This window comes from Actinoplanes sp. ATCC 53533 (genome assembly GCF_003947245.1).
In genome coordinates, this window is sequence record NZ_QHHV01000121.1 from 1 (window position 1) to 26,959 (window position 26,959).

Consider the following 26,959-nt stretch of genomic DNA (forward strand, 5'->3'; position numbering starts at 1 on the left):
TCCTGACCCCCGGCACCAACGTGCGACGCACCGTGCACGGCGCGGTCAACCTGCTCACCGGCACCGTGCATCACCACGTCAGCGTCAAGAACGTCTCCGTGGTGTTCTGCTACTTCCTGCAGCAACTCCTCGACGCCTACCCGCAAGCCCCGGCCATCGCCGTGATCTGCGACAACGGCAGCACCCACCACTCCAAAATCACCCAACGCTGGCTCGCCGCGCATCCCCGCATCCAGATCATCGAAGGCGCGAAATACAGCCCTCAGGACAACCCGGTCGAACGGATCTGGGCCACGATGAAACAACACATCGCGAACACCGCAACCGCCACGATCAGCGACCGGATCCAACAAGCCCACACATTCTTCCAGCACCGCACCGAAACCCAGAACCTGGCCACCGCAGCACCCTGGACCTCGCCCTGGCTACCCCAGGGTTACGGGAAGGAGTTCTGGCCAGGGGCTTAGGTGTAGAAGCTGAGCCGCCGGTTTCGACGTCTCCGGTGGAAGAATTTCGCCAGACGCGTGGAGGCCCCGATGAAGTACCTCATCCTGATCCAGTCCAACGAGCGTTCGCTGGCTGTCTGGGAGAAGCTGAGCGACGAGCAGCGCATGGAGTTCGGGCGGGGACACCTGCAGCTCACCGACGAGATGGCCAAGGCCGGTGTCCGTGTCGCCTCCGAGGGTCTCGCCGACCCCTCGCTGGCCCGCTGGGTCTCGGTCCGCGACGGCCGGACGGTCGCCTCGGACGGGCCGTTCGCCGAGGTCAAGGAGCATTTGGCCGGCTTCTACCTGATCGACTGCGAGGACCTCGACGAGGCGATCGGCTGGGCGGCGAAGGTGCCCGACGCCGCGTTCACGGAGGTCGAGGTGCGGCCGGTGCTCGACATGAGCGGCTGGGAGTTCTGAGCGCTCCGGCCGCCCTGGAGGACCTGCTGCGCGAGTGCGCGCCGCAGGTCCTGGGCGCGGTCGTGCGCCGCTTCGGCGACTTCGACACCTGCGAGGACGCCGTCCAGGAGGCGTTGCTCGCCGCCGCGCAGCAGTGGCCCGCCGAGGGCGTGCCGGCCAGCCCGCGGGGCTGGCTGATCACCGTCGCCTCGCGGCGCCGGATCGAACTGCTGCGCAGCGAGACGGCTCGGCGCCGGCGCGAGGAGGCGATGCGGTACGGGCCTGAGCCCGTCCCCGTCTCGGCGGTCGACGACTCGCTCACGCTGCTGCTGCTCTGCGCCCACCCCGCCCTCAGCACCGGGTCGCAGGTGGCGCTGACCCTACGCGCCGTCGGTGGTCTCAGCACCGCCGAGATCGCCCGGGCGTTGCTCGTGCCGGAGGCGACCGTCGGGCAGCGGATCAGCCGGGCGAAGCAGAAGATCCGCGACAGTGGGGCCACGTTCAGCCTGCCCCCGCCGACCGAACGCGAGACGCGGCTGACCGCCGTACGCCAAGTGTTGTATTTGATCTTCAATGAGGGTTACACCGCGAGTTCCGGGGCGCGGCTGCACCGGGCCGAGCTGAGCACGGAGGCCATCCGGCTCACCCGGTTGTTGCGGGCGCAACTGCCGGACGACGGCGAGGTGGCCGGTCTGCTCGCGTTGATGCTGCTCACCGACGCGCGGCGGCCGGCGCGCGCGCTGGCCGACGGTGCGCTGGTGCCGCTCGCCGAGCAGGACCGCTCCCGCTGGGATGCGGCGGCGATCGCCGAGGGCGTCGCGCTGCTCACCGCGACTCTCGCGAGCGCGCCGATCGGCCCGTACCAGTTGCAGGCCGCGATCGCGGCGGTGCACGACGAGGCGACGCGCGCCGAGGACACCGACTGGCCGCAGATCCTTCAGCTGTACGGGATGCTGCACGCCCTCAGCCCCGGCCCGATGGTGCAGCTCAACCGGATCGTCGCCCTGGCCGAGGTGCACGGCCCGGTGCTGGCGCTGGCGCAGCTCGACCTGGCCGAGGACGATCCGGCGCTGCGCGGCCATCACCGGGTGGCGGCGGTGCGCGCCCACCTGCTGGAGAAGTGCGGTGATCTGCCGGCCGCCCGCGCCGCCTACCTGACGGCGGCCCGGCTGACGCTGAGCCTGCCCGAGCAGCGCTACCTGGCGGCGCGGGCGGCCGCGCTGGGCGCACCCGACGGCGCGCCGGGGCCCGGCCCGGCGCCTGCACCGTGATCACAACCCATGGCTACCTGACGGATCTCCAACCGGTCCCGCCCGCACCGATCTTCCAGATGTCTTTGCCGGACGAATGGGGGGCTCGTCGTGGAATCTGTGGGGCGGAAGTCGATGGGTACGCGGCGCCTGGGTGCCAAGGTCATGACCGGTGTGCTGGCGGCCTCGCTGGCAGCCGGCCTCGGGGTGCCGGACGCTGCCCGCGCGCAGTTCGCGGCGGCTGACCGGGTCGCCACCACCACCGCCTCCGCCAAGGACCTGGCGCCCGAGGGCAAGGCCACCGGCGGCGGGGCCGCCGACTTCGACACGCCGCGGGTCATGGCGCTCGGTGACTCGATCACCCTCGGCACCGGCGCACCTACCCGGAGCTCGTACCGGATCGACCTGGCCGAGCGGCTGCAGCGGGGTGGCATGCGGATCGACTACGTCGGCTCGGAGAGCAGCGGCGCCGACAGCGACAACGAGCACGAGGGTCACGGCGGGTGGGACATCGGCGAGCTGTCCGAGTGGATCGAAGGCTGGCTCGCCGCGGCCAGCCCGGACATCGTGCTGGTGCACGCCGGCACCAACAACATCACCCGGGGCGACGGGGCGTACGCCACGGCGGACAAGCTGTCCGCGATGATCGACCAGATCCGGGCGGTTCGGCCAGAGGCGTACATCTTCGTCGCGCAGATCATCAGCTCGCGGGTGCCGCGGGAACTGGCCGAGGACCGGATCTACAACCAGCTCATCCCGGGCCTGGTCGCGGCCAAGAACGACCCGCTGATCAGCGTGGTGGACCAGTCCACGGTCGGCGGTATCGACCTGCACGACCTGCACCACCCGAACCAGTTCGGCTACTCGAAGATGGCCTACAACTGGTACCAGGCGATGGCCAAGGTGTTCCACATGAAGGCCAACATCGGCACCAACCCGTACGCGATGCAGTCGACGCACCGCTGCCTGGCCGCCAAGGTCGTGCTGAACGGGCGGGTGCAGCACCGGACCGAGTGCCGCACCTGGCAGCTGCGGACCGTCACCGCCGAGATCGACGGCGTGCACCGCCGGGTACGCACCTGGCAGACGCTGCGGACGGTGAAGCGGGCCTACCGGGTACGGGTGGCCGGCAAGATGCGAATCCGCACGCGGCTGGTCGGCAAGTGGACCGGTCCGGGCAACCTGATGAACCTCTAGCCGCTGGTCGGCACCGGGAACTTCGCCCAGGTCCTGCACCCACCGCGGCGGACGCGGAGGCAGTTTGACCTTTCTTGCAGTCTGCGGGGGGACCTGGCGCGACAGCCGTGCGTTCCGTACAGCTATCCGGGAACCAAGTTCACGGGAGGAACGACGTGCTGAAGTTCAAGAACGCGGAGGAACAGGCGGCCTGGGCGATGGCGGAGGCGCTGAGCGAGAAGGGGTTCTCCTGCATGCGCCAGGCCGAGGAAGCCGCGGAGAACTTCCGGGCGGGCAAGATGCAGATGCGGCGCAACTTCAAGGCGCGCGGGCTGTCCGAGGTGGATGCCGACATCCGCTGGTCCGGGATGACCGCGGCGAAGAAGGCCCTGGCCGACAACGGCTGGTACATGTCCCAGGCGACCATGTACAACGAGGCCGCCGCGGCCCAGTACGCCAAGGCTCTCTACCTGAAGAACTGCGACAAGACCTGAGGAACTGCGGCAAGACCTGAGGAACTGCGGCAAGACCTGAAAGACCGGCCCGCCTGAGCTGACTCAGGCGGGCCGGGCTCGGTCAGGCAGCCCGGTGCCGCAGGGTCGCCACCGTCGAGCCGGCCAGCGCGAGCAGGCAGTCCGGCAGCTGGCCGTCGGCGATGGCCGCGCCGAAGAGGGCCTCGCCGGTGAAGATGTCACCGTTCACGTACGCGCTGACGAACCGGGCCACCCAGCGTTTGTCGTACCGCGCGTCGTCGATCCCGGGGAAGTCGAGGGTCCAGGCGCCGCCGCGGGGCACGTTCTGTCCGACCATCGTCGCGGCGAGACACCACGCCACGTCGTATGCCCCCACGACACCCGACCGGTCGACCACCGCGTCGAAGGTGCCCACCACAGCGTCGCTGTCGCCGCTGAGCGCGCAATGCAGCACCTGCGTCGCGTCGTCGAGGGCGTGCTGTGGTATTTCCGTCACGTGGGAAAAGGTACGCGGATACGTCAAGAACCGCCGCTCAGGCACCCCGAAGCAGGCAGGTGAGGCGTGCCGTGCACACCCGGTCGCCGTCTTCGTCGGTGATGATGACCTCGTAGGTGACCGCCGTCCGGCCCCGGTGCACCGGCGTCGCCACCCCGGTGATGACCCCCGAGCGCACGCCCTTGTGGTGCGTCGCGTTGATGTCCACGCCGACCGCGAACGGCCGGTCCACGGTCGCGCCGTGCAGCACCGCCCCGACCGAGCCGATCGACTCCGCGAGCACGCACGACGCCCCGCCGTGCAGCAGGCCGTACGGCTGGGTGTTGCCCTCGACCGGCATGGTGGCGACCACGCGCTCGGGTGTCGCCTCGGTGATCTCGATGCCCATCCGCTCGCCCAGGGCACCGGCACCCCCGCTGCCGAAGAGCCGCCTCATGCCGTCCGCCGCAGTAGTCACGTCGGGCAACGTTACCGGCGAGTTCCCGCCAAGCCAGCGATACCGATCACACCTGTGGGAGCGACCACTGGCACCGGATCTCTATGGTCGAGACCGGTCTCGAGTCGCGAGGGGGCGGCCCGGGCCCTACGTTGGTCAGATCCGCTTCGACGCATCACCTGAGGAGACACCATGAGCGAGCCCAAGGAGATCGTCGAGACCCGTGGCGACGACCGCGTTGATCTGCTGGCGACCGACACGAACGGCGACGGCAAGCCGGACGTCTGGGTCTCCGACACCGACGGCGACGGCAAGGCCGACCTGTTCCAGTTCGACACCGACGGCGACGGCAAGGTCGACATCACGATGGTGGACCTCAACGAGGACGGCACACCGGATGCCGTCGTGGACGGCGACGGCGGCCTCCCGCCGACCGTCTGAGCGCTGGACCGCCGGGGACGCCGTCAGCCGCCGCCGAGCGTGCTGATGGCGGCCCAGAGCACGGCGATGGCGAGGGCCGTGGTGAAGACCGTCGAGGCGGTGCGCCGCCACGCGCCCTTGCCCTCGGGCGCGACCGCCTCCGGGTGGCCGAGGGCGGCGAGGATGCGGCGCTGCCGGCGCACCTCGTGGCACCACCGGCCCAGGTCGGTGGTGCCACGGCTGAGCTCGACGGCCAGCCGGGCCTGCGCGCGTTGTAATCGCCGTACCGCCGCCCGGGCCCGCAGGCCCGCACTGGTCCGGGCGTGCCAGCGGGCCGTGGCCCGCCGTGATCCGGATTTGAGTGCCGCCAGTTCGCCCGGGGTGATCAACTCGGGATCGTCGAGCTTGCCGAGCTGGCCGGCGTAGTAGTCGGCCTCCCGGTCGTGGGCGGCACGGACCAGCAGCATGGTCAGCACCAGCGGCGGCAGCCCCTTGAAGAGCAGCACCGCCAGCAGGGCGAGCGCGCCGTTGCCGAGGCCGTCGCGGAAGAGTGGCGAGTTCCACAGCACGTGCGAGGCCCACGCGCCGACGACGGCGAGCATCGCTACGCCGAGCCGGCTCCGCCAGGTGCGGTCGGCGCGCACGACGAGGTAGCCGATGCCGGCGCCGGCCAGCGCGCCGAAGAGCGTGTGACTCCACACCCCGGACAGGAAACCGCGCAGCAGGAACGTGGTGATCACCGGCTCGATGTGGTCGCCGCGGCCGGCCAGGGCGACGGCGCCCAGCGCGTAGACGATGTCCTCGATGATCTGGAAGCCCAGGCCCACCATCGCGCCGTAGACGACGCCGTCGAGCACGCTGTTGACCTGGGCGCGGGCCACCAGCACGATCGCGACGACGCCGAGGGTCTTGGCGATCTCCTCGACCGTCGGTGCGGCCAGCGCGGCGCCCCAGTCGGCGGCCAGGTGCGGCGAGCCCAGCTTCGCGACGAGGTCGTCGAGGGCCGCGCTGCCGGGGATCGAGACCGTCGTGGCCACCAGGCCACCCCAGGCGAAGGCGAGCGCGAGCAGGGCGGGCGGCTCCCGCTCGAGGAAGTCGAGCTCGCTGACCGTGAACCAGAACGGCATGGCGAGCAGCGCGAACAACCCGACCGCGGTCAGCGTCGCCAGCGGGTAGGCGCCCGCGAACCGGCCCGCGATCATCGCGATCCGCACGCCGCCGGCCAGCACCACCGAGAGCACGATCCAGAACGCGGGCAGCCGGATCAACCCGGTGCCGGGGTCGGCGCCGGGCTGGACGGGTGCGGTGCGGTCGCTACGCAATCGGGACTCCGCCGTCATTTCGCGTCCGCCGGGTCATACCGCAGCGTCCGGGTGCTGACGTCGATCGCCGGCAGGGTGCGCCCCAGGTCCAGATCGGCGCCGCTGACGGTGACCTCGATGGTGCGGCCGTCGGCGACGAAGACGGCGTACCGGCCGCCGCGGCCGGGTGCGGTGTAGCCGCCCTGCAGGCCGGCCAGGCCGGAGACCGTGGCGATGGTCAGCTCGGTGCCGGTGACCTGGTAGCCCGTGGTGCCGGTGATCCGTTGGCGCAGCCGGTCGGCCGCGGTCGGCAGGTCGCCGTCGAACCTCCGGACGGTGATGAGGTAGCGCACCGGGCCGATCCGGAACAGGACCGTGCCCTCGTCGTCGGTGGGCCGGGTCTCCGTGACGTCGATCCGCGATCCGGGCGGCGGGACGACCGTGACACCACCGCCGACGGCGTACGGGCGGTCGGCCGACACCGGGCGGTCGGCGGGCAGCGCCCGGTCCAGGGCGGGCAGGCCGAAGGCGAGTGCGGCCAGGGCCAGGACGAGGCTGAGCGCACCGAGAAGGTCCGTCAGCTGACGCCGAGTAACCCACCCCATACCAATACGCTAACGGGCGACCCGCACGCTAGCCCGGCCTAGTACGTTTTGTCCGTTTACTCCGAACGTTCGCGAAGGAACGCCGACGGCACGCCGGCGGTCAGCCAGACGCCGTTCTCGCTGCGGTGGAACACGTGCCCGGCCTCGGCCATGGCGGCCGCCTCGACCTCGAGGACCACCACATCCGGGGCACGGCGGCGGCCGACCAGCAGCGCGGTCGCCACGTCGGGCGAGAGGTGGACGTGCTGACGGCTGCGCGGACGCAGCCCCTCCCGCAGGATCGGGGCGAGGTTGCCGCGGGGCGTGCCGTGAAAGAGGACGGCGGGCGGGCGAGCCGCCGGCAGATCCAGATCGACCCGCACCCGCCGGGAGTGCCCCTGGTTCGCCCGGATGCGCTCGATGCCGTCGGCGCCGGCGACGATCACGAAGCGGGACTTGTCGTTGTTCTCCACCACGACGTCGAGGTCGGCGCGGGAGATCCGCAGGGCGGCGAGGAGGTCGGCGACCGGCACCCAGCCGTTCGCGTCGAGGGTCAGGCCGGCCGTCTCGGGCCGGTGCCGCAGCACGAGCGACAGGCGCTTACTGAGCCGCACCTGCTCGCCGGTCAGCATCGCGGTCAAGGTTGAAGCTCCATGACGGCAAGGTAGTAGGGGCGGTCATCGGCGTCGACCGTTTTGAGCCGCCACCGGGTGCCCGCGAGCAGCCCGTCAAGCTCCGCGACCGAGCAATTGAGGTAGTCGAACCACTCCGTCGCCAGCAGGCGGTAGCGCAGCCGCAGCCGCAACTGGCCACCGAGCCGTCCCAGGTCACGGTTGCGCTGGTGGTAGGCGACGTGGACGGGGTCCGTGGTGCCGTACGGGTCGGTGCCCTGCGCGATGATCCGGGCGCCCGGCCGGGCCAGCTCCGCCAGCGCGGCCAGGAACGCGGGCGCCCGCTCCGGCCCCTCGATCAGGCCGAGGTTGTTGCCGAGCAGCAGAAACGTGTCGTAGCGGCTCGCCGAGTGGGCGTACGCGTCCACGGTGTTGAGCACGGTGTCCCGCAGCCCGCGCTTGCGCGCCACCTCGATCGCGCCCGCCGAGGTGTCCAGCCCGGTCACCGCCATGCCGCGCTTCTGCAGCTCGACCGCAGTCCGGCCGGCGCCGGCCCCGATGTCCAGCACCGCGCCGCGGACCAGGCGCAGCGCGCGGTGGTCATGGGGCTGCCACTCGGCCGGCTCGGCCAGGTAGTGGTCCGCGGGCGCGCCGTTGACCAGCCCGTCGTCGCGTTCGATGATCTCGATGACCGGCCGCGGCACGCGGCCGCCGGCCAGCGGTCGCGGCCCGATTCCGGTACGCACCGCGTACGCGTCCCGGATCATCTCCCCGAACACGTCGCCGATCTGCGGCTGAGCCATTGGCACTACCCTTGGTCCATGGCGACGCTTGAGCAACTCGGTGCCGAAAAGTACGTCCTTCTGACGACGTTCCGCCGGGACGGCCGCGCGGTGGCGACCCCGCTCTGGGTCGTGCCCGACGGAGCCGGGCTGGCGTTCTGGACGCCGGTGGCCACCGGCAAGGTAAAGCGGATCCGCAACAGCGGGCGCGTCACGCTGGCGGCGTGCGACATGCGCGGCAACGTGCGCGGCGAGGCGATCGAGGCCCACGCGCAGATCGGCGACACCGCCGACCGGCGCCGGATCGGCGAGGGGCTCAAGCGGAAGTACGGTCTGATCGGCCGGCTGAGCTTGCTGGGCAGCAAACTGCGCCGGGGCGAGGACGGCACGGTCGCGGTCCTCGTTTCATAGGTCTGACAAGACGAAGAAGGGGCGACTGCCGACGGCATTCGCCCCTTTATCGATCTTTCGGTCGACTGCGGTTTCAGTCGCCCTGACGCTGCGTGGGGATCTGCCCCTGCAGCAGGGCGCGAACCTCCGACTCACGGTAGCGACGGTGCCCGCCCAGAGTGCGAATCGCACTGAGCTTGCCCGCCTTGGCCCACCGGGTGACGGTTTTCGGGTCGACGCGGAACATCGACGCCACCTCGGCCGGCGTGAGTAGCGGCTCAGGATCATGGGTACGCGATGCCATCGGTCACTCCTCCACAGGTACCTAAAGACATCGGCCGGGGTCCCGCCGGCCGGTGCGTCTCTCATGGTCCGGCTAGTCCCCGATGTCCGACATGGGCCGAACGGCCGAACGTCCCTAGATAGACGGTTGAAGCATGCCCGATTTTTACCTGTTTTCTACGCCAGAAAGTGTCTTGTTTGGACCGAATATCACGCTTCGCGCGAGGATGATCACGAAGAGTGTTCGCCTTGGGAGCGCTCCATCGGACGGTGTTCCGTGCCCGTTCGTCCCATATTCCCTGGTCAACGCCGACGGCCGGCGATCAGTTGCAGCGTTCGAGCAACTGCACCGCGCGCCACCGGGCGACGAGCTTCTCGTAGGCCTCGGTGGCAGCGTCGGCGTCGCCGCGCGAGAGTGCCGAGATACCGGCCGCCACCAGGCCGGGCGAATCATCCTGGGCCAGCGCGTCCTCGCCGAGCAGCCCGGTCAGGCCGCCGTAGTCGAGCTCGACGATCGACCGCGGGTGGAACTCCTCCAGCCACCGCGTGCCCTCCTCCACCGCCTCGGTGATCGGGGCGTCGCCGAGCGACTTGCGCAGCACCGAGACGGCCCGGTGGGCCCGGCGCCGAGCCTTGGAGATCTCGGTGCGATAGCGCAGCGTGCGCCGGCCACCGCTCAGGCTGATCTCACGCTCGTCGAGGTCGACGAAGACGAACCAGCGCAACGGCACGCCCCACGTCGCGATCTGCTCATGCACCCGGGGCACCCCACGCTCAAGCACCTTCGCCCCGCTGCGCCAGTCCTCCACGATCGCCTTCGCCTGGCCGGCCAGCACCGGCGGCACGAACGCGTCCGCCAGCACGCTGGGCACGCCGTCGCGGGCGTTCAGCGCCGCCTCGGCGACCCGCAGCCGCAGGTTCCACGGGCAGACCAGCAGCGAGTCGCCCCACTCCAGGACATAGGCCTCGTCCGGCAGGTCGGGCAGGCGGGTCCAGCCCGCGCCCAGGGCCTCCAGGACCGCGGTGCGCTGGCGGACAGGGCCTTCCACCGGGCCGAGCGCCCGGCCCTCCCGCGCGTACCGGCGCCAGAAAACCTGGCGGTCCCGGTCGAAGGCGGTCAGCGGCTCGTAAACCCGCAGGTACGACGCGAACAATGACGGCACCGCGCGATCCTTTCACGAAATCGGCGGCAATCGCCGTCACGCGCGCTGCGGGTTGTGGTCTCAGCGCCCCTGCCACGTCCTCGGGCCAGGCCGCCGCACGACGCCGGAGCGCCTGCGGGAGGTTCTGTGTCGCTCGCCTGCGTGACGACCGGCGGACGGAACTGCGGCCAGCATCCGGCGCCTGAGTATTGGCGTCCTGCCCGTCATTTCTTCTACCCCGTGTTCGAGGCGATCGCATGATAGGCGCGCATCGGCCGTCCGCGAATGCGCATGCCATAAGGAGAAAAGGTCGGCTCCGACCGACGGCGGTCAGCCTGATCCAGCGTCCATTGGCAGCTTCCCGGGTTGGCGCCGGCCGCAATAAATGGGGTGGTAGCGCAGCTATTGGCGAGACATGAACAGCTGTCCATCGACGCCACGACCCGCTCCGATGCGGGCACCTCCCTATGCGGGCAGGCGCGGTGTGTTCCGGTCTAGGCTCGGTGCTATCCGGCCCACCCCCGCCGGCCGCAGGCCTCACGAGGGCCCCATCACTACCAGGAGAAGCACAGATGAGTGTGTTCGACACCGAAGGCAACGACGCCACCGGACACGAACAGGTCGTCTTCTGCCAGGACCGGCAGACCGGCTTGAAGGCGATCATCGGCATCTACTCGACGGCCCTCGGGCCCGCGCTGGGCGGCACCCGGTTCTACCCGTACGCGAGCGAGGCGACAGCGCTCACCGACGTGCTGAATCTTTCCCGCGGGATGGCGTACAAGAACGCCCTCGCCGGGCTCGACCTGGGCGGCGGCAAGGCCGTGATCTGGGGCGACCCCGCGCAGATCAAGACCGAAGGGCTGCTCCGCGCGTACGGGCGGTTCGTGGAAACGCTCAACGGCCGCTACTACACCGCCTGCGACGTCGGCACGTACGTCCCGGACATGGACGTCATCGCCCGGGAGACCCGCTACGTGACCGGTCGCAGCGTCGAGCACGGCGGCGCCGGCGACTCCTCCATCCTGACCGCCTGGGGCGTCTTCCAGGGCATGCGGGCCGCGGCCGAGCACACCTGGGGCCGCCCCACCCTGGCCGGCCGCCGGGTCGGCATCGCCGGGCTGGGCAAGGTCGGCAAATACCTGGCCGGTCATCTGATCGAGGACGGCGCCTCGCTCGTCGCCACGGACGTCAATGAGGCCGCGCTGTCCTGGGCCCGGACGACGTACCCGCAGATCGACCTGGTGGCCGACACGCAGACTCTGATCACCGGCGACATCGACGTGTACGCGCCCTGCGCCCTCGGTGGCGCGCTGGACGACGACACCGTGCCCGCTCTGCGCGCCAAGGTGGTCACCGGCGGCGCCAACAACCAGCTCGCCCACCCGGGCATCGAGAAGCTCCTGGAGGAGCGCGGCATCCTCTACACGCCCGACTACGTGGTCAACGCCGGCGGCGTGATCCAGGTGGCCGACGAGATCGAGGGCTTCAACTTCGAACGCGCCAAGCTGCGGGCGACCAAGATCTTCGACACCACCGGGCAGATCCTGCGCCTCGCCGACGACGAGGGGGTGCCGCCGGCGGTCGCCGCCGACCGGCTCGCCGAGCGCCGGATGGCCGAGGTGGGCCGTTTGCGCAGTATCTACCTGAGATGAGGGTTTTAGACGCCATCGCCCGTCGGGTCTGTGACACGCAACGACGCGCGATGGTGGTACACGCAACCCGAGGTGCCGAAGGCGGCATCGTCCATGTACCGTAAGACCCACGAGAGATGCCTGACGTCATCGGGGCCCGCCTTCGGGCTGCCCCGAATTCTGTGCGAGGGGGTCGAGCCATGGGGCGCGGCCGTGCTAAGGCCAAGCAGACGAAGGTGGCCCGGGAGTTGAAGTACCACTCCCCGAACACCGACCTCACCGCCTTGCAGCGCGAACTGGCGGGTGCCGGTGGTAAGTCCGACCATCATTTCGACGACGACGATGATCAACTCGTCGATGATGATGACGAGGACGACGCGGACGACGACCAGGATTCCTGGTCGCCTACAAGGCGCTGACCCGAACGAGGATTATTCAGGACGGCGGAGGCCAAGCCGCTGACCTGGGCCTGTCTGCAACTCACGGTAGGTCCTGAATAGCCCTCGATTGCACAGAGCACGCGGCTTTCCGCGTGCTTCCGTGTGTCGTGGTCGTTCCGGGGTCATTCCGACGGGAATGAAGCCCACGCGGAGGCTGTCCGCGTGGGCTTCGGAGCCCGTCCTCAACGGGGGCGGTTGTTCCAGTTGTAGAACGTCGGGATGTTCTCGAAGTGGTTCCAGGCGCACACCGCCGAGCCGTCCTTCGTCGTGCTCTCCGAGCGACGCTGCCGGGCCTCCTCCGCCTCCTCGATGAGCGCGGCCAGCCCGGATCGGGTCTCCTGCACCCGTGCCGTCACGGGATCCGTCTCCACGCGGTCAGACAGCCGTGGGCTCGTGATCTCGGGCATGGTCCAGCACTCCCTCCAGTAGGCGAATCTTGCTGTTCCGGCAATGCTCCGTCGTCGTGACGTCGAACCTGCCGTGTTCGAAGTAGCGGTTCGCCGCATGCGCGCCGCCGCAGAAGCCGAAGTAGGGACACTGGGCGCGGCAGCCCTCGATGCCGTCGAGGAACTCGCGGATCCAGGGCGTCCCGGTGGCCCGGTCCAGGATCTCGGCCAGCGGGGTCGTCAGCACGTTACCGCTGGAGAAGTCGCCGTACCGGGGATCCGAGAAGCCGGCCAACTCCGGTGAGAGCAGCACCACCGAGCCGTCCTCGGCCACCGTGGGGATCGGGTCGAGCTTCCGGGGCAGCACGGTGTCGGCCGTGCCGTCCAGGACCGCCGCGGCATACCGCAGCGACCACTCGACCTCGCGGAGGTGGATCCGGGGATCGCGACGCCAGGCACCGACCAGCTCGGCCCAGAAGGCCGTCACGTCGGCCGCCGGGTGCCGGTTGTCGCGCAGGTTGACGCCTTCAAGCTCCTCGATGTTGATGCCGAGGACGTCGCAGCCCAGCTCGAGGAAGTATAGGTACAGCTCGGTGGCCAGGCCCGGCTCGGGGCGGGCCACCACGCAGAGGGCGGAGAACGGGATGCCGTGCCGGCGCAGCGCGTCGATGCCGCGCATGATCCGGTCGTAGGCGGGCTTGTCCCCTCGGGTGACCCGGTCGCCGTTGCGCGCCTCGGGCCCGTCCACGCTCACGCTGACCCGGATCCCGTGCTCGGTGAAGAACTCGCACCAGGCGTCGTCGATCAGCGTGGCGTTGGTCTGCACATGGTGCTCGACCTCCGCCGCGAACGGCGCGAGCAGCGCGGCGAAGTGCTCCCGGCCGGCGGCGAGCGGCTCACCGCCGTGCCACACGACCGAGAATCGGCCCGTACGCGACCAGGGGTTCACCGACGCGGCGACGGCCTGGGCGACCTCGACGGGCATCTTCCGGTCGACCTTGCGGAACGGAAGATAGCAGTAGGAACAGTCGAGGTTGCAGAGCGTGGTGGGTTGCATCACGACGTAGGTGGGGACCGTCGAGATGCCCCGCATCCCGCTCCACAGCTGTGTCACCGGTGCATCCACCCCCGTCCGTCGTCAGGCTATGCGGCGTCGTCCACCCTTCCGGCCTAAAAAGATCCGCGTGTGCCAACGTATCGACACACGCGGATCATTTCATACCAAGGGAGGGCTATGCCCCGCTCGCGGCCGAATCGGCTCAGCCCCGGGTGTACTGGCCCATCATCTGCACCTGGCCGGTGCCCTCGATGACCTCACCGACCTGCCACGCCTCGACACCGCGGCCGGTGAGGTAGGCCATCGCGCGGTCGGCGTCGTCGGAGGAGACGATCGCGAACATGCCCACGCCCATGTTGAAGGTGGCCTCCATCTCCGAGTCCTCGATCCGGCCCTTGGCCTGGATCAGGTCGAAGATCGGCTGCGGCCGCCAGGACGAGCGGTCGACCACCGCGTCGACGTGCTCGGGCAGGATCCGGACCAGGTTGCCGGGGATGCCACCGCCGGTGACATGCGAGAACGCGCGGACGTCGGTCTCCTCGATCAGGCCGAGGCAGTCCTTGGCGTAGATCTTGGTCGGGGTGAGCAGCTCCTCGCCGAGGGTGCGCTGCTTGCCGAAGTCGTCCACCACCGTGTCCAGGCGCATCCGGCCGGCGCCGAGGAGCACGTGGCGCACCAGCGAGAAGCCGTTGGAGTGCAGGCCGGACGAGCGCATCGCGATGACCGCGTCACCGATCTCGACCCGGTGCGCGCCGAGGATCTCGCTCTCCTCGACCACGCCGACGCCGGTCGCCGAGACGTCATACTCGTCCGGGCGCAGCACGCCCGGGTGCTCGGCGGTCTCGCCACCCAGCAGGGCGCAGCCGGCGTATCGGCAGCCGTCCGCGATGCCGGCGCCGATCTCCGCCACCTTGTCCGGCACGACCTCGCCGCAGGCGATGTAGTCGAGCAGGAACAGCGGCTCGGCGCCGCAGGCGACGAGGTCGTCGACGACCATGGCGACCAGGTCGATGCCGATGGTGTCGTGGATGTTGAGCTGCTGGGCGATGACCAGCTTGGTGCCGACGCCGTCCGTGGAGGAGGCGAGGATGGGGCTCTTGTATTTTTGCGTGTTGAGCTTGAAGAGGCCCGCGAAGCCGCCCAGGTCGCCCATGACCTCGGGGCGGGTGGTCTTCTTGACCTTCGACTTCAGCAGCTCCACCGCGCGGTCACCGGCGTGGATCGAGACGCCGGCGTCCGCGTAGGTCACCGAACGCTTACGGCCGGGCCGCCCGGCACCCGCCGACCACGGCTGGTGGTCGGCGCCCTCAGCACCGCTGGAGCCGGCACTGTTGCGCTCGGACACGTGCGTCACGGTTCTCCCCTTAGTGCGCGGTGCCCGCGCGGTTGCAACTTTCGGTGCCGCTGTCTACGACGTCTCTGGTGGTGCTGGTGGTTCCGGTGAGCGGCCTGAGATTACGGGCGACGCAGGGCGTCGACGCCGCCCGGGCTGCCCACCAGGGGTTTCGCGATCTCCCGCTCACCCTCGGCGTACTGCTCGTCCTCATAATCCTGCTCAAGGCCGGCTACCGCAGCATTCACGGCCTGCGAAGTGGCGTCCGGCAGCGCGGCGCGCTTGCCCACGCCCTCGAGCACGTGCTTTCCGATCAGATGACCGGCCGGCAGCTCGATCGGATACTGCCCATCAAAACAGGCCATGCAGAGCCGCGTCTTCGGCTGCTCGGTCGCCTGCACCAGGCCGTCCAGGGAAACGTAGCCGAGCGAGTCCGCGCCGATCGAGCGGCGGATGCCGTCGATCTCGAGACCGTTCGCGATCAACTCGGCGCGGGTGGCGAAGTCGATGCCGTAGAAGCACGGCCACTTGACCGGCGGCGAGGAGATGCGGACGTGCACCTCGAGCGCGCCGGCCTCGCGCAGCATCCGGATCTGGGCCCGCTGGGTGTTGCCACGCACGATCGAGTCGTCGATCACGACGATCCGCTTCCCGCGCACGACCTCGCGCAGCGGGTTGAGCTTCAGCCGGATGCCGAGCTGACGGATGGTCTGCGAGGGCTGGATGAAGGTGCGGCCGACGTAGGCGTTCTTCATGAAGCCGGCGCTGTATGGGATGCCGGAGGCCTCCGCGTAGCCGATGGCGGCCGGAATGCCCGATTCCGGCACGCCGATGACCAGATCGGCCTCGACCGGATGCTCCTTGGCGAGCTTGCGGCCCACCTCGACGCGGGCCGAGTAGATGTTGCGCCCGGCGATCGTGGTGTCCGGGCGGGCCAGATAGACGTACTCGAAGAGGCAGCCTTTCGGCTCCGGCGCCGCGAACCGGGTCGAGCGCAGACCGTGCTCGTCGATCGCGATGATCTCACCGGGCTCGACCTCGCGGACGAAGCTGGCGCCGACGATGTCGAGGGCGGCGGTCTCGCTGGCCACGGCCCAGCCGCGTTCCATCCGGCCGAGCACCAGCGGGCGCACACCCTGCGCGTCGCGGGCGGCGTACAGCGTGCTCTCGTCCATGAAGACGAAGCTGAACGCGCCCCGCAGCCGCGGGAGCACCTCCAGGGCCGCGGCCTCGACCGAGAGGTCCGGGCGGCTGGCCAGCAGCGTCGTCACCAGCGCGGTGTCGGAGGTGCCCATGTCGGCCTCGAGGCCGCGCTCGGCGACCTCACGAGCGAGCTCGGCGGTGTTGACCAGGTTGCCGTTGTGCGCCAGCGCGATCGTCGTGCCGGCGGTGGTGGCCCGGATCGTCGGCTGGGCGTTCTCCCAGTTCGAGCCGCCGGTCGTCGAATACCGGGTGTGGCCGATGGCCAGGTGCCCACGCAGGCTGGCCAGGGTGGGCTCGTCGAAGACCTGCGAGACCAGGCCGAGGTCCTTGTAGACCACCACGCCCGAGCCGTCGCTGACGGCGATGCCCGCCGCCTCCTGACCCCGGTGCTGAAGTGCGAAAAGCCCGAAATAGGTGAGTTTCGCGACCTCTTCCTCCGGGGCCCAGACCCCGAAGACGCCGCAGGCATCCTGGGGTCCGCGGTCCTGGGGGTCGAGATCGTCGGTCAACCGGCCGTCGCCTCGGGGCACGCGCTTGCTCCCTCATGCTGATCTGCTCGGACTTGCTGGTCTGTTCCGACGGCCAAGTGTACGCGAGACGAAGACCACTCAACCCGGGTGCACAGGGAGGTACGACGTGAGATCTGTGCGTATTCCACTGGCTCGCACTCGCCCGGAGGCGACCGCGTCGACCCAGGTCAGGCGCCCGGTGGCGACCAGCAGCCAGGTCATCGGGTCGGTCTCCACCACATTGGGCGGTGTGCCACGGGTGTGCCGCGGCCCGGCGACGCACTGAATCGCACCGAAAGGTGGAATACGGACCTCCACCGATCGGCCGGGCGCTGTCCGCGCGAGCTCGGCCAGCAGCGCCCGCACGGCGTCACGCAGCACCGCTCGATCGGGTTCGACGCCTTGATCCAGCGCGTCCAACGCGGCGCCGACGGACTCGGATTTATTGTGCGCAGGAGACACGTCGGGACAATACGACCCTGGGCGAATTGAGATCCTCTCGGCCCTGGGTCGCGCTAAGGACCCGCGACAGGGCATAGTGGCCGACGGTGTGTACTCGTCACGGGATCTATTGGGCTATACCAAGGCAGCCTGGGGACCGTGCGACCGGAAGGCGGTGGACGTGACAACGCACCTACGAGCCAGAGCTCTCCAGGCCGGTGCGTTCCTGGCGCTGATCGGCGGCGTCCTCGTCGCCGCGCCCTCAGCCGCCTCGGCCGCCCCACCGAACGTGTCGATAGCCGCGCCGAGCAGCATGCCCTCCGGCGAGACGGTCAACATCACCTACACGATCACGGCCCCCGCTTCCGAGTTGGAAGACGAGATCACGATCGGCGTGGCCTTCAATGCCAGCAACACCAGGAACTGCGGCGGCACCTGCGGCGGCAACGAGACGCTCAAGCCCGAGGAGAGTGTGACCCGCACCGCGACGCTGACCGCGGTGCAGGTCGCCGCGGGCGAGAAGAAGACCATCCAGATCAGGGTCACCGGGACGATCGACGGGCCGTTGGGCGGCAACAAGAGCAGCACCGCGAACATCGTCGTGAACGGCCCCGAAGAGCCGCAGACCGTGCGCCAGGTCAGCGGCCGGGTCAAGGACCAGGAGGGCAAGGCCGTGGCCGGCGCGTTGGTGGCCCTACGGGACAGCCAGAGCCGCCAGTTCGAGACCAACACCGACGGCAGCGGCGGATTCTCATTCACCTCCTCGGAGAGCAAGCCGATCGCCACCGGTGCACTACTAGTCGGGGCCGCCAAGGCGGGCTATACCAGCTCCCCCGTAGTAACCGTTCAGGGCAAAGCGGGTAAATCGGTCAACGTACCGCTAACCATCAAGGCGTCGGCTACGGCGTCGCCGTCGAGCAGCCCATCCCCCTCGGCCAGCGTCTCGACGCCGGCTGACGAGGTCACCGACGAGGCGAGCGAACCCGCGGCCGACGACTCCGCCGCGGCGATCGACGCCGCGCCGAAGTCCGGCACGGACGAGGGCTCCGGTTCGATGCTCTACCTCATCCTCGGCGGCCTGCTGGTGGCGGCCGGCATCGGCGCGATCGTGCTGGTGCTGATGCGCCGCAAGTCCAACGAGGACGCTGAGGAGGGCGGCGCGGCGCCGGCCGGCGGTGCGGTTCCGGCCGCGGCCCCGTCCGGCCAGTACGGCGGCGCCGACGAGACCCGTCTCGCCGCACCGGTCGGTGGCCGGGGTGGCGACGCCACGATGATCGCGCCCCGCTCGGGCGCGCCGTCGCTGGGCGACGCCCCGACGATGATCCACCACACCCCGCCGCCGGTCGACGAGTTCCCGGACCCGTACGGCGCGCCGATGCCCCCGGGCGGCGGCTACAACGCCCCCGGCGGCTGGGGCACGGCCGGAGCGGCGGGCGCAGCCGGAGCGGCCGGCGCGTACGGCGCGGCGCAGGGCGGCCCGGCCTACGGCACCGCTACCCAGTTCGGCGGCGCCCCGGTGCCGGCACAGCAGGGTGGCTACGCCGAGCAGGACGACCACGGCTACGCCGGCAACGGCTACGGCGCCCCACAGCCCGCCGGCTATGCGGAGCAGACCGGATACGACCAGGTCGGCTACGGCGCCGAGCAGGGCGGCTACGAGCAGCCCGCGCAGCGCTACGACGAGCCGACCGGCATGTACCGGCCGGAACCGGGTGGCGGCTACCCGCAGGAAGCCGGCTACGGCGTCCAGGCCGGATACGGCGGCGCGGAGCAGGCATACGGCCAGAACGAGGCCTACGCCCAGGGCGCCGACGACTATGCCGACCAGGGTCAGGCCGCGCCTTACCAGGGCGGCGCCTACGGTGCACCGGCCGCGCCGGCCGACCAGGCTGCCTACGGCGGCTGGGACAGCGCGGACGGCGGCATCGACAGCGGCAACGGCTACGGCCCGCCCGCCGCCGGTGGTGGCACCTACGGCGGCGCTCCCCAGGGCGGCGCATACGGCGCTCCCCAGGGCGGCGGCACGTACGGCGCCCAGGGTGCCGGCACCTACGGGGCCCCCGCAGGCGGCGGCTACGTCGATCCGGCCGGTGCCCCGGCCAACGGCTACGGCGGCGACCAGGCTGGTTACGACCCGCGGGCGACGTACGGTCGGCCGGAGGGTTACGACCAGGCGCCGCACGGCGGTTACGTCGACCAGGGCGGTTATGCCGCAGGCGCGGACCAGAACGGCTACTACGGCGGTCCGGAGCAGGGCGGCCGCCGCGGCGGTCCGCCGCACCAGCCGCCGCCGAACGGCGGCCACCCGGGTCAGCGCCGGCCCAACGAGTGGGTCGAGGACTGACCCACCGCGACACGCGACACCAAAGGCCGGCCCGTTTCCGACGGGCCGGCCTTTCGTTTGCTCCTCGCCCGAATCAGTGCCCGCCGGGCGAGGCCTGGATCAGCGCTCCCAGGGCGGCGGGACGCGCACCGACGCCATGCCCGCCGAGCCGGCCGCCTGGATGCCCAGATCGGTGTCCTCGAAGACGAGGCAGGAGTGCGGTGCCACCTGGAGCAACTCCGCGGCCAGCAGGAAGGCCGCCGGGTCGGGCTTGGCCCGCGCATAGTCACCGGCGCAGACCAGCACGTCGAACTTCTCCAGCAGGCCCAGCGTGCGGAGCGAGGCGGTGACGGACTCGCGGGTGCTGCCGGAGACGACCGCGAAGGGAATCCGCCGGTACGCGTCGTCGATGTGCTGCAGCACCCCCGGCACGGCACTGATCGTCGGCAGGAGCTCCTGGAAGAGGACCTCCCGGCGGGCCGCGACGATCTCGACCGGCATGGCCAGGCCCTGACGCTCGTTCAGGTCGGCGATGATGTCGACGACGGGCCGTCCGCCCCAGGCGTAGAAGAGGTCCTCGGGCAGGACCGCGCCCCACTCCTTCAGCGCCTGTTGCCAGGCGAGGTAGTGCACAGGCATGGAGTCCGCGATGGTCCCGTCGCAGTCGAACAGGTAGGCCCGGAACTCGCCGGCAGGCAGGGGTAGCAGCACCGCAGCAGGATATATACCCGGGCAACGACAGCGCGCCACGTCCGGGCGGGTGCCCAGCCGTGGCGCGCTGTTTGTTTGTGCTGTGGCGGTTGTCGCTGTCAGCCCTTGGGCTCCGGCTCGGCGTCATCCGGCTTCGCCGGCTCCGTCGCCGTTCCCGAGTCGATCGGACCGCCCGGCACGGCTGCCGCCGGATCCGTCTCGGACCGGGTCGGGAGACCCGCGACCTCGTCGGCCGGGCCGGACGCCGTGTCATGCGGCTTGGCACCGGCTTCGCTGATCTCCAGCGTCACCGACTTGCCACCCTCCCGATCGCCCTCCGTGGCAGCGTCGCCAGCCGACTGGACCGGCTCAACGACCGGCTCGGTGACCGGCTCAACGACCGGCTCGGCGACCGCCTGCACCGGCTCAGCGGCCGGTTGACCCGGCTCGGCGACAGCGGCAGCGGCGGCGGCCGGGCGGATGATGCCCTCGGCCGGTCCACCGAAGAGGTTGCGCATCGTGGCCGTGAACGACTCGCGCAGCTCGTCCAGGCCGATGGTGAACTCGTTGTGGATGTCGAGGACCGGTTCCTGTGCGGTGACGCCGATCTGCACGCAGGAGATGTTGTGCTCGGCCGCCAGCGCCAGGAACGCCTTGTCACGCCCGCGCCGCACCGCGACCAGCGCGCGCCCCGCGGACTCGCTGAACAGCCACACGAACGGCGTGTTGGCCGTCACGTGCTCCGGCAGCATGATCCGCGCGCCGACGTTGTGCCGCAGGCAGGACTCCACCAGCACCTGGGCAAGACCGCCGTCGGAGAGGTCGTGCGCCGCGACGACGTGCTCGCGTTCCGAGGCGCGCGCCATCAGCCGGCCGAGCGCCTGCTCGTGCGCGAGGTCGACCTTCGGCGGGCGTCCGCCCAGGTGGCCGTGGGTGACCCAGGCCCACTCGGAGCCGGACAGCTCGACGGCGGTGTCGCCGAGCAGGAAGAGCAGGTCGCCCTCCGTGGTCGGCGGCGACGGGAAGCCCATCGGGACGCGGCGGGCCACGTCGTCGAAGACGCCGAGCACGCCGACCACCGGGGTCGGGTGGATCGCGGCCGCGCCGGTCTGGTTGTAGAAGCTGACGTTGCCACCGGTGACCGGGATGCCGAGCTGCTGGCAGCCGTCCGCCAGGCCGCGGACGGCCTCGGCGAACTGCCACATCACGGCCGGGTCCTCGGGGGAGCCGAAGTTCAGGCAGTCGGTGACCGCGATCGGCTCGGCGCCGGTGACGGCGACATTGCGGTACGCCTCCGCCAGCGCCAGCCGGGCGCCCTCGTACGGGTCGAGCCGTGCGTACCGGCCGTTGCCGTCCACGGCCAGCGCCACGCCGAGCCCGGTGCGCTCGTCGATGCGCAGCACGCCGGCGTCCTCGGGCTGGGCGAGCACGGTGTTGCCGAGCACGTACCGGTCGTATTGCTCGGTGACCCAGCTCTTGTCGCACAGGTTCGGCGACGCGATCATGCGCAGCACCGTCGCGCGCAACTCGTCCGGCGTGGACGGACGCGGCAGCGTCTCGGCGCGGTCGGCCTGCAGCAGGATCAGGTCGGCGGGCTCGCGGATCGGCCGGGCGTAGACCGGGCCGTCGTCGGCGAGCGAGCCGGGCGGCACGTCCACGACGATGTGGTCGTTCCAGCTGATCACCAGGCGGCCGGGCTGGCCGTCGGTCTCGCTGGGGGTGACCTCGCCGATGTTGGTGGCCCAGACGCCCCACTTCTCGGCGACCTTGAGCACCTCGTCGAGCTTGTGCGGCGCGACGATCAGCAGCATGCGCTCCTGCGACTCGCTGGCCAGGATCTCGGTGGGCGACATCGAGGCCTCGCGCAGCGGCACCCGCTCCAGGTAGACCCGCATGCCGGTGCCGGCCGCCGCGGCGGTCTCGGTGAGCGCGCAGGTCAGGCCCGCGCCGCCGAGGTCCTGGATGCCGACGACCAGGCCCGCGTCGTACAGCTCGAGGCAGCTCTCGATCAGCAGCTTCTCCATGAACGGGTCGCCGACCTGCACCGACGGGCGGCGCTGCTCGGCACCCTCGTCGAAGGTCGCCGAGGCCAGCACGGAGACGCCGCCGATGCCGTCCCGCCCGGTGCGGGCGCCGAGCAGCACGACGACGTTGCCGACGCCGGCCGCTTCCTTCTTTTGCAGGCGCTCGACCGGGAGCACGCCGATGCTCAGCGCGTTGATCAGCGGGTTGCCCTGGTAACAGGGGTCGAAGACGATCTCGCCGCCGATGTTGGGCAGGCCCAGGCAGTTGCCGTACCCGCCGATGCCGGCGACGACGCCGGGCAGCACGCGCGCGGTGTCGGGGTGGTCCGCGGCGCCGAAGCGCAGCGGGTCCATCACCGCGATCGGGCGGGCGCCCATGGCCAGGATGTCGCGGACGATGCCGCCGATGCCCGTCGCCGCGCCCTGGTAGGGCTCGACGAAGCTCGGGTGGTTGTGCGACTCGACCTTGAAGGTGACCGCGAGCTCGTCGGAGATCTGCACGACGCCCGCGTTCTCGCCGATGCCGGCCAGCATCCGGGTGTTCTTCGGAGCCTTCTCGCCGAACTGGCGCAGGTGCACCTTGCTCGACTTGTACGAGCAGTGCTCGCTCCACATGATCGAATACATCGCCAGCTCGGAGGCGGTCGGACGGCGGCCGAGGATCTGCCGGATCCGGTCGTATTCGTCGTCCTTGAGGCCGAGCTCGGTGTGCGGCTGCAGCTCTTCGCCGGTGTTCAGCGCGCGCTCAACCGTGTCCGGGCCGCCGTCGAACTGGTTGATCAGCACGTCGGTGGCGGCGAAGCCGGTCGACTTGCCGGCCAGGCCGGACACGGCCGGCGGCTGGTTGGGCGTCCCCGGCGGCGACGCCGCGCCGCTGGGTGCCGTGTCGTGCTGGGTGGTCATCGCTGGGCTCCCCCTGTGAGCTGCCCGCCCGCGGCCGACCCGGCCAGGTACCGCAGGGCGGAGGTGAAGAAGCCGAGGCCGTCGAGCGACGGACCGGTCAGCGCCTCCACCGCGTGTTCCGGGTGCGGCATGATGCCGACCACGTTGCCGGCCGCGTTGGTGATCGCGGCGATGTCGCGCTGGGAGCCGTTCGGGTTGTCGCGCGTGTAGCGGGCGACGACCCGGCCCTCGGCCTCGAGCTCGTCCAGGGTCCGCTCGTCGGCGACGAAGCAACCCTCGCCGTTCTTCACCGGGATCAGGATTTCGCTGCCCTCGGTGAAGCCGTTCGTCCAGGCGGTCGACGCGCTGACGATCCGCAGGTGCTGGTCGCGGTTGCGGAAGTGCAGGTGCTGGTTGCGGGTGAGCGCACCGGGCAGCAGGTGGGCCTCGCAGAGGATCTGGAAGCCGTTGCAGATGCCGAGCACGGGCAGGCCGCCGCGTGCGGCGTCGGCGATGGTCTCCATGACCGGGGCGAACCGGGCGATCGCGCCGCAGCGCAGGGCGTCGCCGTAGGAGAAGCCGCCGGGCAGGACCACGGCGTCGACGCCGTGCAGGTCCGGGTCGCCATGCCAGAGGCGGACGGCCTCGGCGCCGGCGAGCCGCGCGGCGCGGGCCGCGTCACCGTCGTCGAGCGAACCGGGGAAGGTGACGACTCCGATCCGCATGGTCACGCGCTCATCTGAGCGGCGTCACCGGCAGGCTGCTCGACCCGGATCGAGAAGTCCTCGATGACCGGGTTGGCGAGCAGCTTGTCGGCGATCTCGCGGGCCGTCTCGAGGTCGGGTTCACCGTCGAACTCGATCTCGATCCGGCGCCCGATGCGTACGGAGGAGATCGCGCTGACACCGAGCCGCGGCAGCGCGTTGGCGACTGCCTGGCCCTGCGGATCGAGGATCTCCGGCTTGAGCATGACGTCGACGACGACGCGAGCCACGGGCACTCCTGACTGTGTAGGTGCGCAGTTGGGTGGCCCTCTAAGGGGCGAGCGGCCAAAGCCTACCTTGTACTGCCCGCGATGGGCCCATCGGCCGGTGTCGGCAGGCTGACGCAATGGCCGCTGAGCAGCGAATCTCGACCGTGATCTCCGCCACGACAAGATCACTCAGAGGCGTCGGTTGATCACCCTGCGGCGCGAGCCCCATCCCACCGTGATAGGTGTCAATTGGAGTCTTGCCGGGAGTCACCGCTCGCCATAGCGTCTTGTAGATCAAGTTCGATGAATCCCCCCATCGACAGGAATCTCGGAAGGAGCCCGGCGTGCGCATCCGCATCGTCGTCGCCTCTCTGGCCACCGCCCTGACCGGCGTGCTGGCCGTCCCCGCGGCCGCCAGCGCGGTCGAGCCCGGGCCGGACAAGATCATCGGCGGCAGCACCGTCGCCTCCGCGCCCTGGGCCGCCGCGGTCCTCAGCGACGGCAGCTTCACCTGCTCCGGCACGATCATCTCGGCCAACTACGTGCTGACCGCGAAGCACTGCATCGCCGGCACGATGTCCGTACGGGTCGGCAGCGTGAACCGCACGTCCGGTGGCATCACCCGCTCGGTGAGCTCCACCAGCACCCAGAACGACCTGGCCCTGATGCGGCTGAGCAGTCCCGTCACCACCACCTACATGCCGCTGTCCAGCGCGTACCCGCCGGTGGGCTCGACGAACTCGATCTACGGCTGGGGCCGGACCTGCTACAGCGGTTGCGACGCGTCGACCACCCTGAAGACCGCCACGGTCCGGGTGACCTCGACGAACCAGGCCGACGCGTACGGCGGCCGGGCGATCGGCTCGACGGCGATCAGCGGCAACGCGTGGCGCGGCGACTCCGGCGGCCCGCAGGTCTACAACGGCGCCCAGGTCGGCGTCGCCTCGCTCGCGGACGGCCAGAGCCGGCAGTACTACGGCAGCGTCGCCGCCAACCGGGCGTGGATCACCTCGGTCGCGGGCGTCTGAGCCAACCCGCAGCGGAAACCCAGGCAAGTTCGCAATTAAGACTCCGTCGGGGGGCGGCGAGACTAGCTCCGCCGCTCCCTGACGGCTCCACCGAAGGATCAGAGAATCGGGGCGGGCGCGTACTTCGCCGCTTCCGGATGGGCCGCCACGATCGCGGCCACCCGCTCCGCCACCGCCCGGACCTGGGCCGGGGCCGCGCCCACGAACGCCGCACGGTCGGCCACCAGGGCGTCGATCTCCGCCCGCGACAGCCGCAGGCGATCGTCGGCCGCCAGACGGTCGAAGAGGTCGTTCTCCGCGATGCCCTTCTCGCGCATCGCCAGAGCCACCGCCACCGCGTGCTCCTTGATGACCTCGTGGGCCACCTCCCGGCCGACGCCCTTACGCACGGCGGCCACCAGCAGCTTCGTGGTGGTGAGGAACGGCAGGAAGCGGTCCAGCTCGCGGGCGATGACCGCCGGGTAGGCGCCGAACTCGTCGAGCACGGTCAGGAAGGTCTGGAACAGGCCGTCGGTCGCGAAGAACGCGTCCGGCAGGGCCACCCGGCGCACCACCGAGCAGGAGACGTCACCCTCGTTCCACTGGTCGCCGGCCAGCTCGCCGATCATCGACAGGTAGCCGCGAACGATCACCGCCAGCCCGTTGACCCGCTCCGACGAGCGCGTGTTCATCTTGTGCGGCATCGCCGAGGAGCCCACCTGGCCGGCCTTGAAACCCTCGGTGACCAGCTCCTGGCCGACCATCAGCCGGATCGTGGTGGCCAGCGACGACGGCGCCGCGACCACCTGGGCGAGCGCGGACACCACGTCGAAGTCGAGCGAGCGCGGGTAGACCTGGCCGACGCTGGTCAGCACCCGCTCGAAACCGAGGTGCGCGGCGACCTTGCGCTCCAGCTCGGCGAGCTTCTCCGCGTCGCCGTCGAGCAGGTCGAGCTGGTCGGCGGCCGTACCGACCGGGCCCTTGATGCCGCGCAGCGGGTAGCGCCCGAGCAGGTCGTCCAGGCGCTCGTACGCGATCAGCAGCTCCTCGGCCGCGCTCGCGAACCGCTTGCCCAGCGTGGTCGCCTGGGCCGCGACGTTGTGCGACCGGCCGGTCAGCACGATGTCGCTGTATTCCAGCGCCCGCTCGGTGAGCCGGGCCAGCGTGGTGACGATCCGGCTGCGGATCAGCTCCAGCGAGGCCCGGACCTGGAGCTGCTCGACGTTCTCGGTGAGGTCCCGCGAGGTCATGCCCTTGTGGATGTGCTCGTGCCCGGCGAGCGCGCTGAACTCCTCGATGCGGGCCTTCACGTCGTGCCGGGTGACCCGCTCACGCTCCGCGATGCTCGCGAGATCAACATCGTCGACCACTGCCTCGTACGCCTCGACGACCCCCTCCGGCAGCGCGACCCCGAGGTCGCGCTGGGCCCGCAGGACCGCGAGCCACAGCCGGCGCTCCATCCGGATCTTCTCCTCCGGCGACCAGAGGTCGACGAGGTCGGCGGACGCGTAGCGGCTGGCGAGGACGTTCGGGATGCTCACGCCATGGATTCTTCCACGGCGGCCCCGGCGGCCTGCCGGCTCGTGGGCGGACGGTGCCGCACGTTACGCACGTCCCGGCTGGCCAGCATGCCGGCGACGGCGAGCCTGATCAGGGCGGCGGCGCCGACCAGCGTCGGCTCGACGCCGACGGCCTGGGCGATCGGCCCGGCCGCGACCTGACCGACGGGAATCGCGACGAAGGACCCGACCACGTCGTAGGAGTAGACGCGCGCCAGCCGAACGCGAGCGCGACGGGCGCGATCGCATTACCCCAGCGAGTTGATCGTGC

At 70.6% G+C, this 26,959-nt stretch carries 30 protein-coding genes; 11 read left to right on the top strand and 19 right to left on the bottom strand.

What is annotated here, in order from left to right; genetic code table 11:
* The 5 genes from DMB66_RS34355 to DMB66_RS34375 all read left to right on the top strand — a co-directional run.
* The coding region (locus DMB66_RS34355) for a transposase (protein ID WP_148112785.1) at positions 1-467 on the top strand (467 nt) is incomplete at its 5' end.
* A 69-nt stretch (positions 468-536) separates the two neighbouring features.
* Positions 537-908 carry a YciI family protein gene (locus tag DMB66_RS34360; protein WP_125808335.1) on the top strand — a complete coding sequence of 124 codons (372 nt, stop codon included), beginning with the start codon at positions 537-539 and terminating at the stop codon, positions 906-908.
* Positions 896-2,158, top strand: coding sequence for an RNA polymerase sigma factor (locus DMB66_RS34365; RefSeq protein WP_199752791.1), 1,263 nt, complete (start codon positions 896-898; stop codon positions 2,156-2,158). Before DMB66_RS34360 ends, DMB66_RS34365 begins: the two co-directional genes overlap by 13 nt.
* 114 nt (positions 2,159-2,272) lie before the next feature.
* Positions 2,273-3,334, top strand: a complete 1,062-nt coding sequence (locus DMB66_RS34370; protein WP_125808290.1) for an SGNH/GDSL hydrolase family protein — start codon at positions 2,273-2,275, stop codon at positions 3,332-3,334.
* A gap of 155 nt (positions 3,335-3,489) precedes the next feature.
* Positions 3,490-3,807 carry a hypothetical protein gene (locus DMB66_RS34375; protein ID WP_125808291.1) on the top strand — a complete coding sequence of 106 codons (318 nt, stop codon included), beginning with the start codon at positions 3,490-3,492 and terminating at the stop codon, positions 3,805-3,807.
* 82 nt (positions 3,808-3,889) lie between these two features.
* Here the strand turns inward: DMB66_RS34375 and DMB66_RS34380 are convergent, their stop codons facing one another.
* Together DMB66_RS34380 and DMB66_RS34385 are read right to left on the bottom strand one after the other, a co-directional pair.
* The gene (locus tag DMB66_RS34380) at positions 3,890-4,282 is read right to left on the bottom strand and encodes a hypothetical protein (protein WP_125808292.1); all 393 of its coding nucleotides are present in this window, start codon (positions 4,280-4,282) and stop codon (positions 3,890-3,892) included.
* 37 nt (positions 4,283-4,319) lie between these two features.
* Positions 4,320-4,718, bottom strand: a complete 399-nt coding sequence (locus DMB66_RS34385) for a PaaI family thioesterase (RefSeq protein WP_125808336.1) — start codon at positions 4,716-4,718, stop codon at positions 4,320-4,322.
* A gap of 192 nt (positions 4,719-4,910) precedes the next feature.
* Between DMB66_RS34385 and DMB66_RS34390 the strand changes: the two genes are divergently transcribed.
* Entirely contained in the window at positions 4,911-5,159 is a 249-nt protein-coding gene (locus DMB66_RS34390) for a hypothetical protein (RefSeq protein ID WP_125808293.1), read from the top strand.
* Positions 5,160-5,182: 23 nt separating this feature from the next.
* On the opposite strand, the gene DMB66_RS34395 is transcribed toward DMB66_RS34390, so the two are convergent.
* Genes DMB66_RS34395 through DMB66_RS34410 form a run of 4 tightly spaced genes read right to left on the bottom strand, consistent with a single transcriptional unit; the run spans position 5,183 to position 8,437 of the window.
* On the bottom strand, positions 5,183-6,460 hold the full coding sequence (locus DMB66_RS34395) for a PrsW family intramembrane metalloprotease (RefSeq protein WP_233625047.1): 1,278 nt from the start codon (positions 6,458-6,460) through the stop codon (positions 5,183-5,185).
* A 14-nt stretch (positions 6,461-6,474) separates the two neighbouring features.
* Entirely contained in the window at positions 6,475-7,044 is a 570-nt protein-coding gene (locus DMB66_RS34400) for a hypothetical protein (protein ID WP_125808295.1), read from the bottom strand.
* A 56-nt stretch (positions 7,045-7,100) separates the two neighbouring features.
* Positions 7,101-7,655, bottom strand: a complete 555-nt coding sequence (locus tag DMB66_RS34405) for an RNA 2'-phosphotransferase (protein WP_125808337.1) — start codon at positions 7,653-7,655, stop codon at positions 7,101-7,103.
* A gap of 5 nt (positions 7,656-7,660) precedes the next feature.
* Positions 7,661-8,437 (bottom strand): bifunctional 2-polyprenyl-6-hydroxyphenol methylase/3-demethylubiquinol 3-O-methyltransferase UbiG, encoded by a 777-nt coding sequence (locus tag DMB66_RS34410; RefSeq protein WP_125808296.1) that lies wholly within the window; start codon positions 8,435-8,437, stop codon positions 7,661-7,663.
* Positions 8,438-8,455: 18 nt separating this feature from the next.
* On the opposite strand from DMB66_RS34410, the gene DMB66_RS34415 reads away from it, so the two are divergent.
* Positions 8,456-8,827: a PPOX class F420-dependent oxidoreductase gene (locus DMB66_RS34415; protein WP_125808297.1), complete on the top strand. Its 372-nt coding sequence runs from the start codon at positions 8,456-8,458 to the stop codon at positions 8,825-8,827.
* 73 nt (positions 8,828-8,900) lie between these two features.
* On the opposite strand, the gene DMB66_RS34420 is transcribed toward DMB66_RS34415, so the two are convergent.
* Both DMB66_RS34420 and DMB66_RS34425 read right to left on the bottom strand, forming a co-directional pair.
* The gene (locus DMB66_RS34420; RefSeq protein ID WP_014687221.1) at positions 8,901-9,110 is read right to left on the bottom strand and encodes a BldC family transcriptional regulator; all 210 of its coding nucleotides are present in this window, start codon (positions 9,108-9,110) and stop codon (positions 8,901-8,903) included.
* 301 nt (positions 9,111-9,411) lie between these two features.
* A complete protein-coding gene (locus DMB66_RS34425; protein ID WP_125808298.1) occupies positions 9,412-10,251 on the bottom strand; it encodes a hypothetical protein in 840 nt (279 codons plus the stop codon).
* A gap of 551 nt (positions 10,252-10,802) precedes the next feature.
* On the opposite strand from DMB66_RS34425, the gene DMB66_RS34430 reads away from it, so the two are divergent.
* Both DMB66_RS34430 and DMB66_RS34435 read left to right on the top strand, forming a co-directional pair.
* Positions 10,803-11,882: a Glu/Leu/Phe/Val dehydrogenase gene (locus tag DMB66_RS34430; protein WP_125808299.1), complete on the top strand. Its 1,080-nt coding sequence runs from the start codon at positions 10,803-10,805 to the stop codon at positions 11,880-11,882.
* 179 nt (positions 11,883-12,061) lie between these two features.
* Entirely contained in the window at positions 12,062-12,280 is a 219-nt protein-coding gene (locus tag DMB66_RS34435) for a DUF3073 domain-containing protein (RefSeq protein ID WP_125808300.1), read from the top strand.
* Positions 12,281-12,483: 203 nt separating this feature from the next.
* Here DMB66_RS34435 and amcA read toward each other — a convergent pair whose 3' ends face one another.
* The 5 genes from amcA to DMB66_RS34460 form a co-directional block, all read right to left on the bottom strand.
* The gene (gene amcA / locus DMB66_RS34440) at positions 12,484-12,708 is read right to left on the bottom strand and encodes a multiple cyclophane-containing RiPP AmcA (protein WP_125808301.1); all 225 of its coding nucleotides are present in this window, start codon (positions 12,706-12,708) and stop codon (positions 12,484-12,486) included.
* Positions 12,677-13,780, bottom strand: a complete 1,104-nt coding sequence (gene amcB / locus DMB66_RS34445) for a cyclophane-forming radical SAM peptide maturase AmcB (protein WP_125808338.1) — start codon at positions 13,778-13,780, stop codon at positions 12,677-12,679. Before amcB ends, amcA begins: the two co-directional genes overlap by 32 nt.
* A 166-nt stretch (positions 13,781-13,946) precedes the next feature.
* Positions 13,947-15,098 (bottom strand): phosphoribosylformylglycinamidine cyclo-ligase, encoded by a 1,152-nt coding sequence (gene purM / locus DMB66_RS34450; protein ID WP_125808302.1) that lies wholly within the window; start codon positions 15,096-15,098, stop codon positions 13,947-13,949.
* Positions 15,099-15,199: 101 nt separating this feature from the next.
* Entirely contained in the window at positions 15,200-16,810 is a 1,611-nt protein-coding gene (gene purF / locus DMB66_RS34455) for an amidophosphoribosyltransferase (RefSeq protein ID WP_125808303.1), read from the bottom strand.
* Between the two features lie 78 nt (positions 16,811-16,888).
* A complete protein-coding gene (locus DMB66_RS34460) occupies positions 16,889-17,251 on the bottom strand; it encodes a sterol carrier family protein (RefSeq protein WP_125808304.1) in 363 nt (120 codons plus the stop codon).
* A 160-nt stretch (positions 17,252-17,411) separates the two neighbouring features.
* Between DMB66_RS34460 and DMB66_RS34465 the strand changes: the two genes are divergently transcribed.
* On the top strand, positions 17,412-19,574 hold the full coding sequence (locus DMB66_RS34465) for a carboxypeptidase-like regulatory domain-containing protein (RefSeq protein WP_125808305.1): 2,163 nt from the start codon (positions 17,412-17,414) through the stop codon (positions 19,572-19,574).
* A 99-nt stretch (positions 19,575-19,673) separates the two neighbouring features.
* Here DMB66_RS34465 and DMB66_RS34470 read toward each other — a convergent pair whose 3' ends face one another.
* The 4 genes from DMB66_RS34470 to purS all read right to left on the bottom strand — a co-directional run bounded on the left by DMB66_RS34470 (position 19,674) and on the right by purS (position 24,143).
* On the bottom strand, positions 19,674-20,264 hold the full coding sequence (locus tag DMB66_RS34470; protein WP_125808306.1) for an HAD family phosphatase: 591 nt from the start codon (positions 20,262-20,264) through the stop codon (positions 19,674-19,676).
* A gap of 98 nt (positions 20,265-20,362) precedes the next feature.
* Positions 20,363-23,170 (bottom strand): phosphoribosylformylglycinamidine synthase subunit PurL, encoded by a 2,808-nt coding sequence (purL, locus tag DMB66_RS34475; protein WP_125808307.1) that lies wholly within the window; start codon positions 23,168-23,170, stop codon positions 20,363-20,365.
* Entirely contained in the window at positions 23,167-23,880 is a 714-nt protein-coding gene (purQ, locus tag DMB66_RS34480; RefSeq protein ID WP_125808308.1) for a phosphoribosylformylglycinamidine synthase subunit PurQ, read from the bottom strand. Before purQ ends, purL begins: the two co-directional genes overlap by 4 nt.
* On the bottom strand, positions 23,877-24,143 hold the full coding sequence (gene purS, locus DMB66_RS34485) for a phosphoribosylformylglycinamidine synthase subunit PurS (protein ID WP_125808309.1): 267 nt from the start codon (positions 24,141-24,143) through the stop codon (positions 23,877-23,879). Before purS ends, purQ begins: the two co-directional genes overlap by 4 nt.
* Positions 24,144-24,466: 323 nt before the next feature.
* Here purS and DMB66_RS34490 point away from each other — a divergent pair, with 323 nt between their 5' ends.
* Positions 24,467-25,150 (top strand): trypsin-like serine protease, encoded by a 684-nt coding sequence (locus DMB66_RS34490; protein ID WP_125808310.1) that lies wholly within the window; start codon positions 24,467-24,469, stop codon positions 25,148-25,150.
* A 98-nt stretch (positions 25,151-25,248) separates the two neighbouring features.
* Here the strand turns inward: DMB66_RS34490 and purB are convergent, their stop codons facing one another.
* Complete coding sequence (gene purB, locus DMB66_RS34495) at positions 25,249-26,670, bottom strand: adenylosuccinate lyase (protein WP_125808311.1); 1,422 nt, start codon at positions 26,668-26,670, stop codon at positions 25,249-25,251.
* On the bottom strand, positions 26,667-26,882 hold the full coding sequence (locus DMB66_RS34500) for a hypothetical protein (RefSeq protein WP_199752788.1): 216 nt from the start codon (positions 26,880-26,882) through the stop codon (positions 26,667-26,669). The genes purB and DMB66_RS34500 overlap by 4 nt, the downstream gene beginning before the upstream one ends.
* Positions 26,883-26,959: the final 77 nt, after the last annotated feature.

Bases quoted from the DNA above. Each gene is read 5' to 3' on its own strand.
- DMB66_RS34360 (WP_125808335.1), top strand. From the start codon at position 537: ATGAAGTACCTCATCCTGATCCAGTCCAACGAGCGTTCGCTGGCTGTC.
- DMB66_RS34370 (WP_125808290.1), top strand. From the start codon at position 2,273: ATGGGTACGCGGCGCCTGGGTGCCAAGGTCATGACCGGTGTGCTGGCG.
- DMB66_RS34385 (WP_125808336.1), bottom strand. From the start codon at position 4,718: ATGAGGCGGCTCTTCGGCAGCGGGGGTGCCGGTGCCCTGGGCGAGCGG.
- DMB66_RS34390 (WP_125808293.1), top strand. From the start codon at position 4,911: ATGAGCGAGCCCAAGGAGATCGTCGAGACCCGTGGCGACGACCGCGTT.
- DMB66_RS34400 (WP_125808295.1), bottom strand. From the start codon at position 7,044: ATGGGGTGGGTTACTCGGCGTCAGCTGACGGACCTTCTCGGTGCGCTC.
- DMB66_RS34405 (WP_125808337.1), bottom strand. From the start codon at position 7,655: ATGCTGACCGGCGAGCAGGTGCGGCTCAGTAAGCGCCTGTCGCTCGTG.
- DMB66_RS34410 (WP_125808296.1), bottom strand. From the start codon at position 8,437: ATGGCTCAGCCGCAGATCGGCGACGTGTTCGGGGAGATGATCCGGGAC.
- DMB66_RS34415 (WP_125808297.1), top strand. From the start codon at position 8,456: ATGGCGACGCTTGAGCAACTCGGTGCCGAAAAGTACGTCCTTCTGACG.
- DMB66_RS34420 (WP_014687221.1), bottom strand. From the start codon at position 9,110: ATGGCATCGCGTACCCATGATCCTGAGCCGCTACTCACGCCGGCCGAG.
- DMB66_RS34430 (WP_125808299.1), top strand. From the start codon at position 10,803: ATGAGTGTGTTCGACACCGAAGGCAACGACGCCACCGGACACGAACAG.
- DMB66_RS34435 (WP_125808300.1), top strand. From the start codon at position 12,062: ATGGGGCGCGGCCGTGCTAAGGCCAAGCAGACGAAGGTGGCCCGGGAG.
- amcA (WP_125808301.1), bottom strand. From the start codon at position 12,708: ATGCCCGAGATCACGAGCCCACGGCTGTCTGACCGCGTGGAGACGGAT.
- amcB (WP_125808338.1), bottom strand. From the start codon at position 13,780: ATGCGGGGCATCTCGACGGTCCCCACCTACGTCGTGATGCAACCCACC.
- purL (WP_125808307.1), bottom strand. From the start codon at position 23,170: ATGACCACCCAGCACGACACGGCACCCAGCGGCGCGGCGTCGCCGCCG.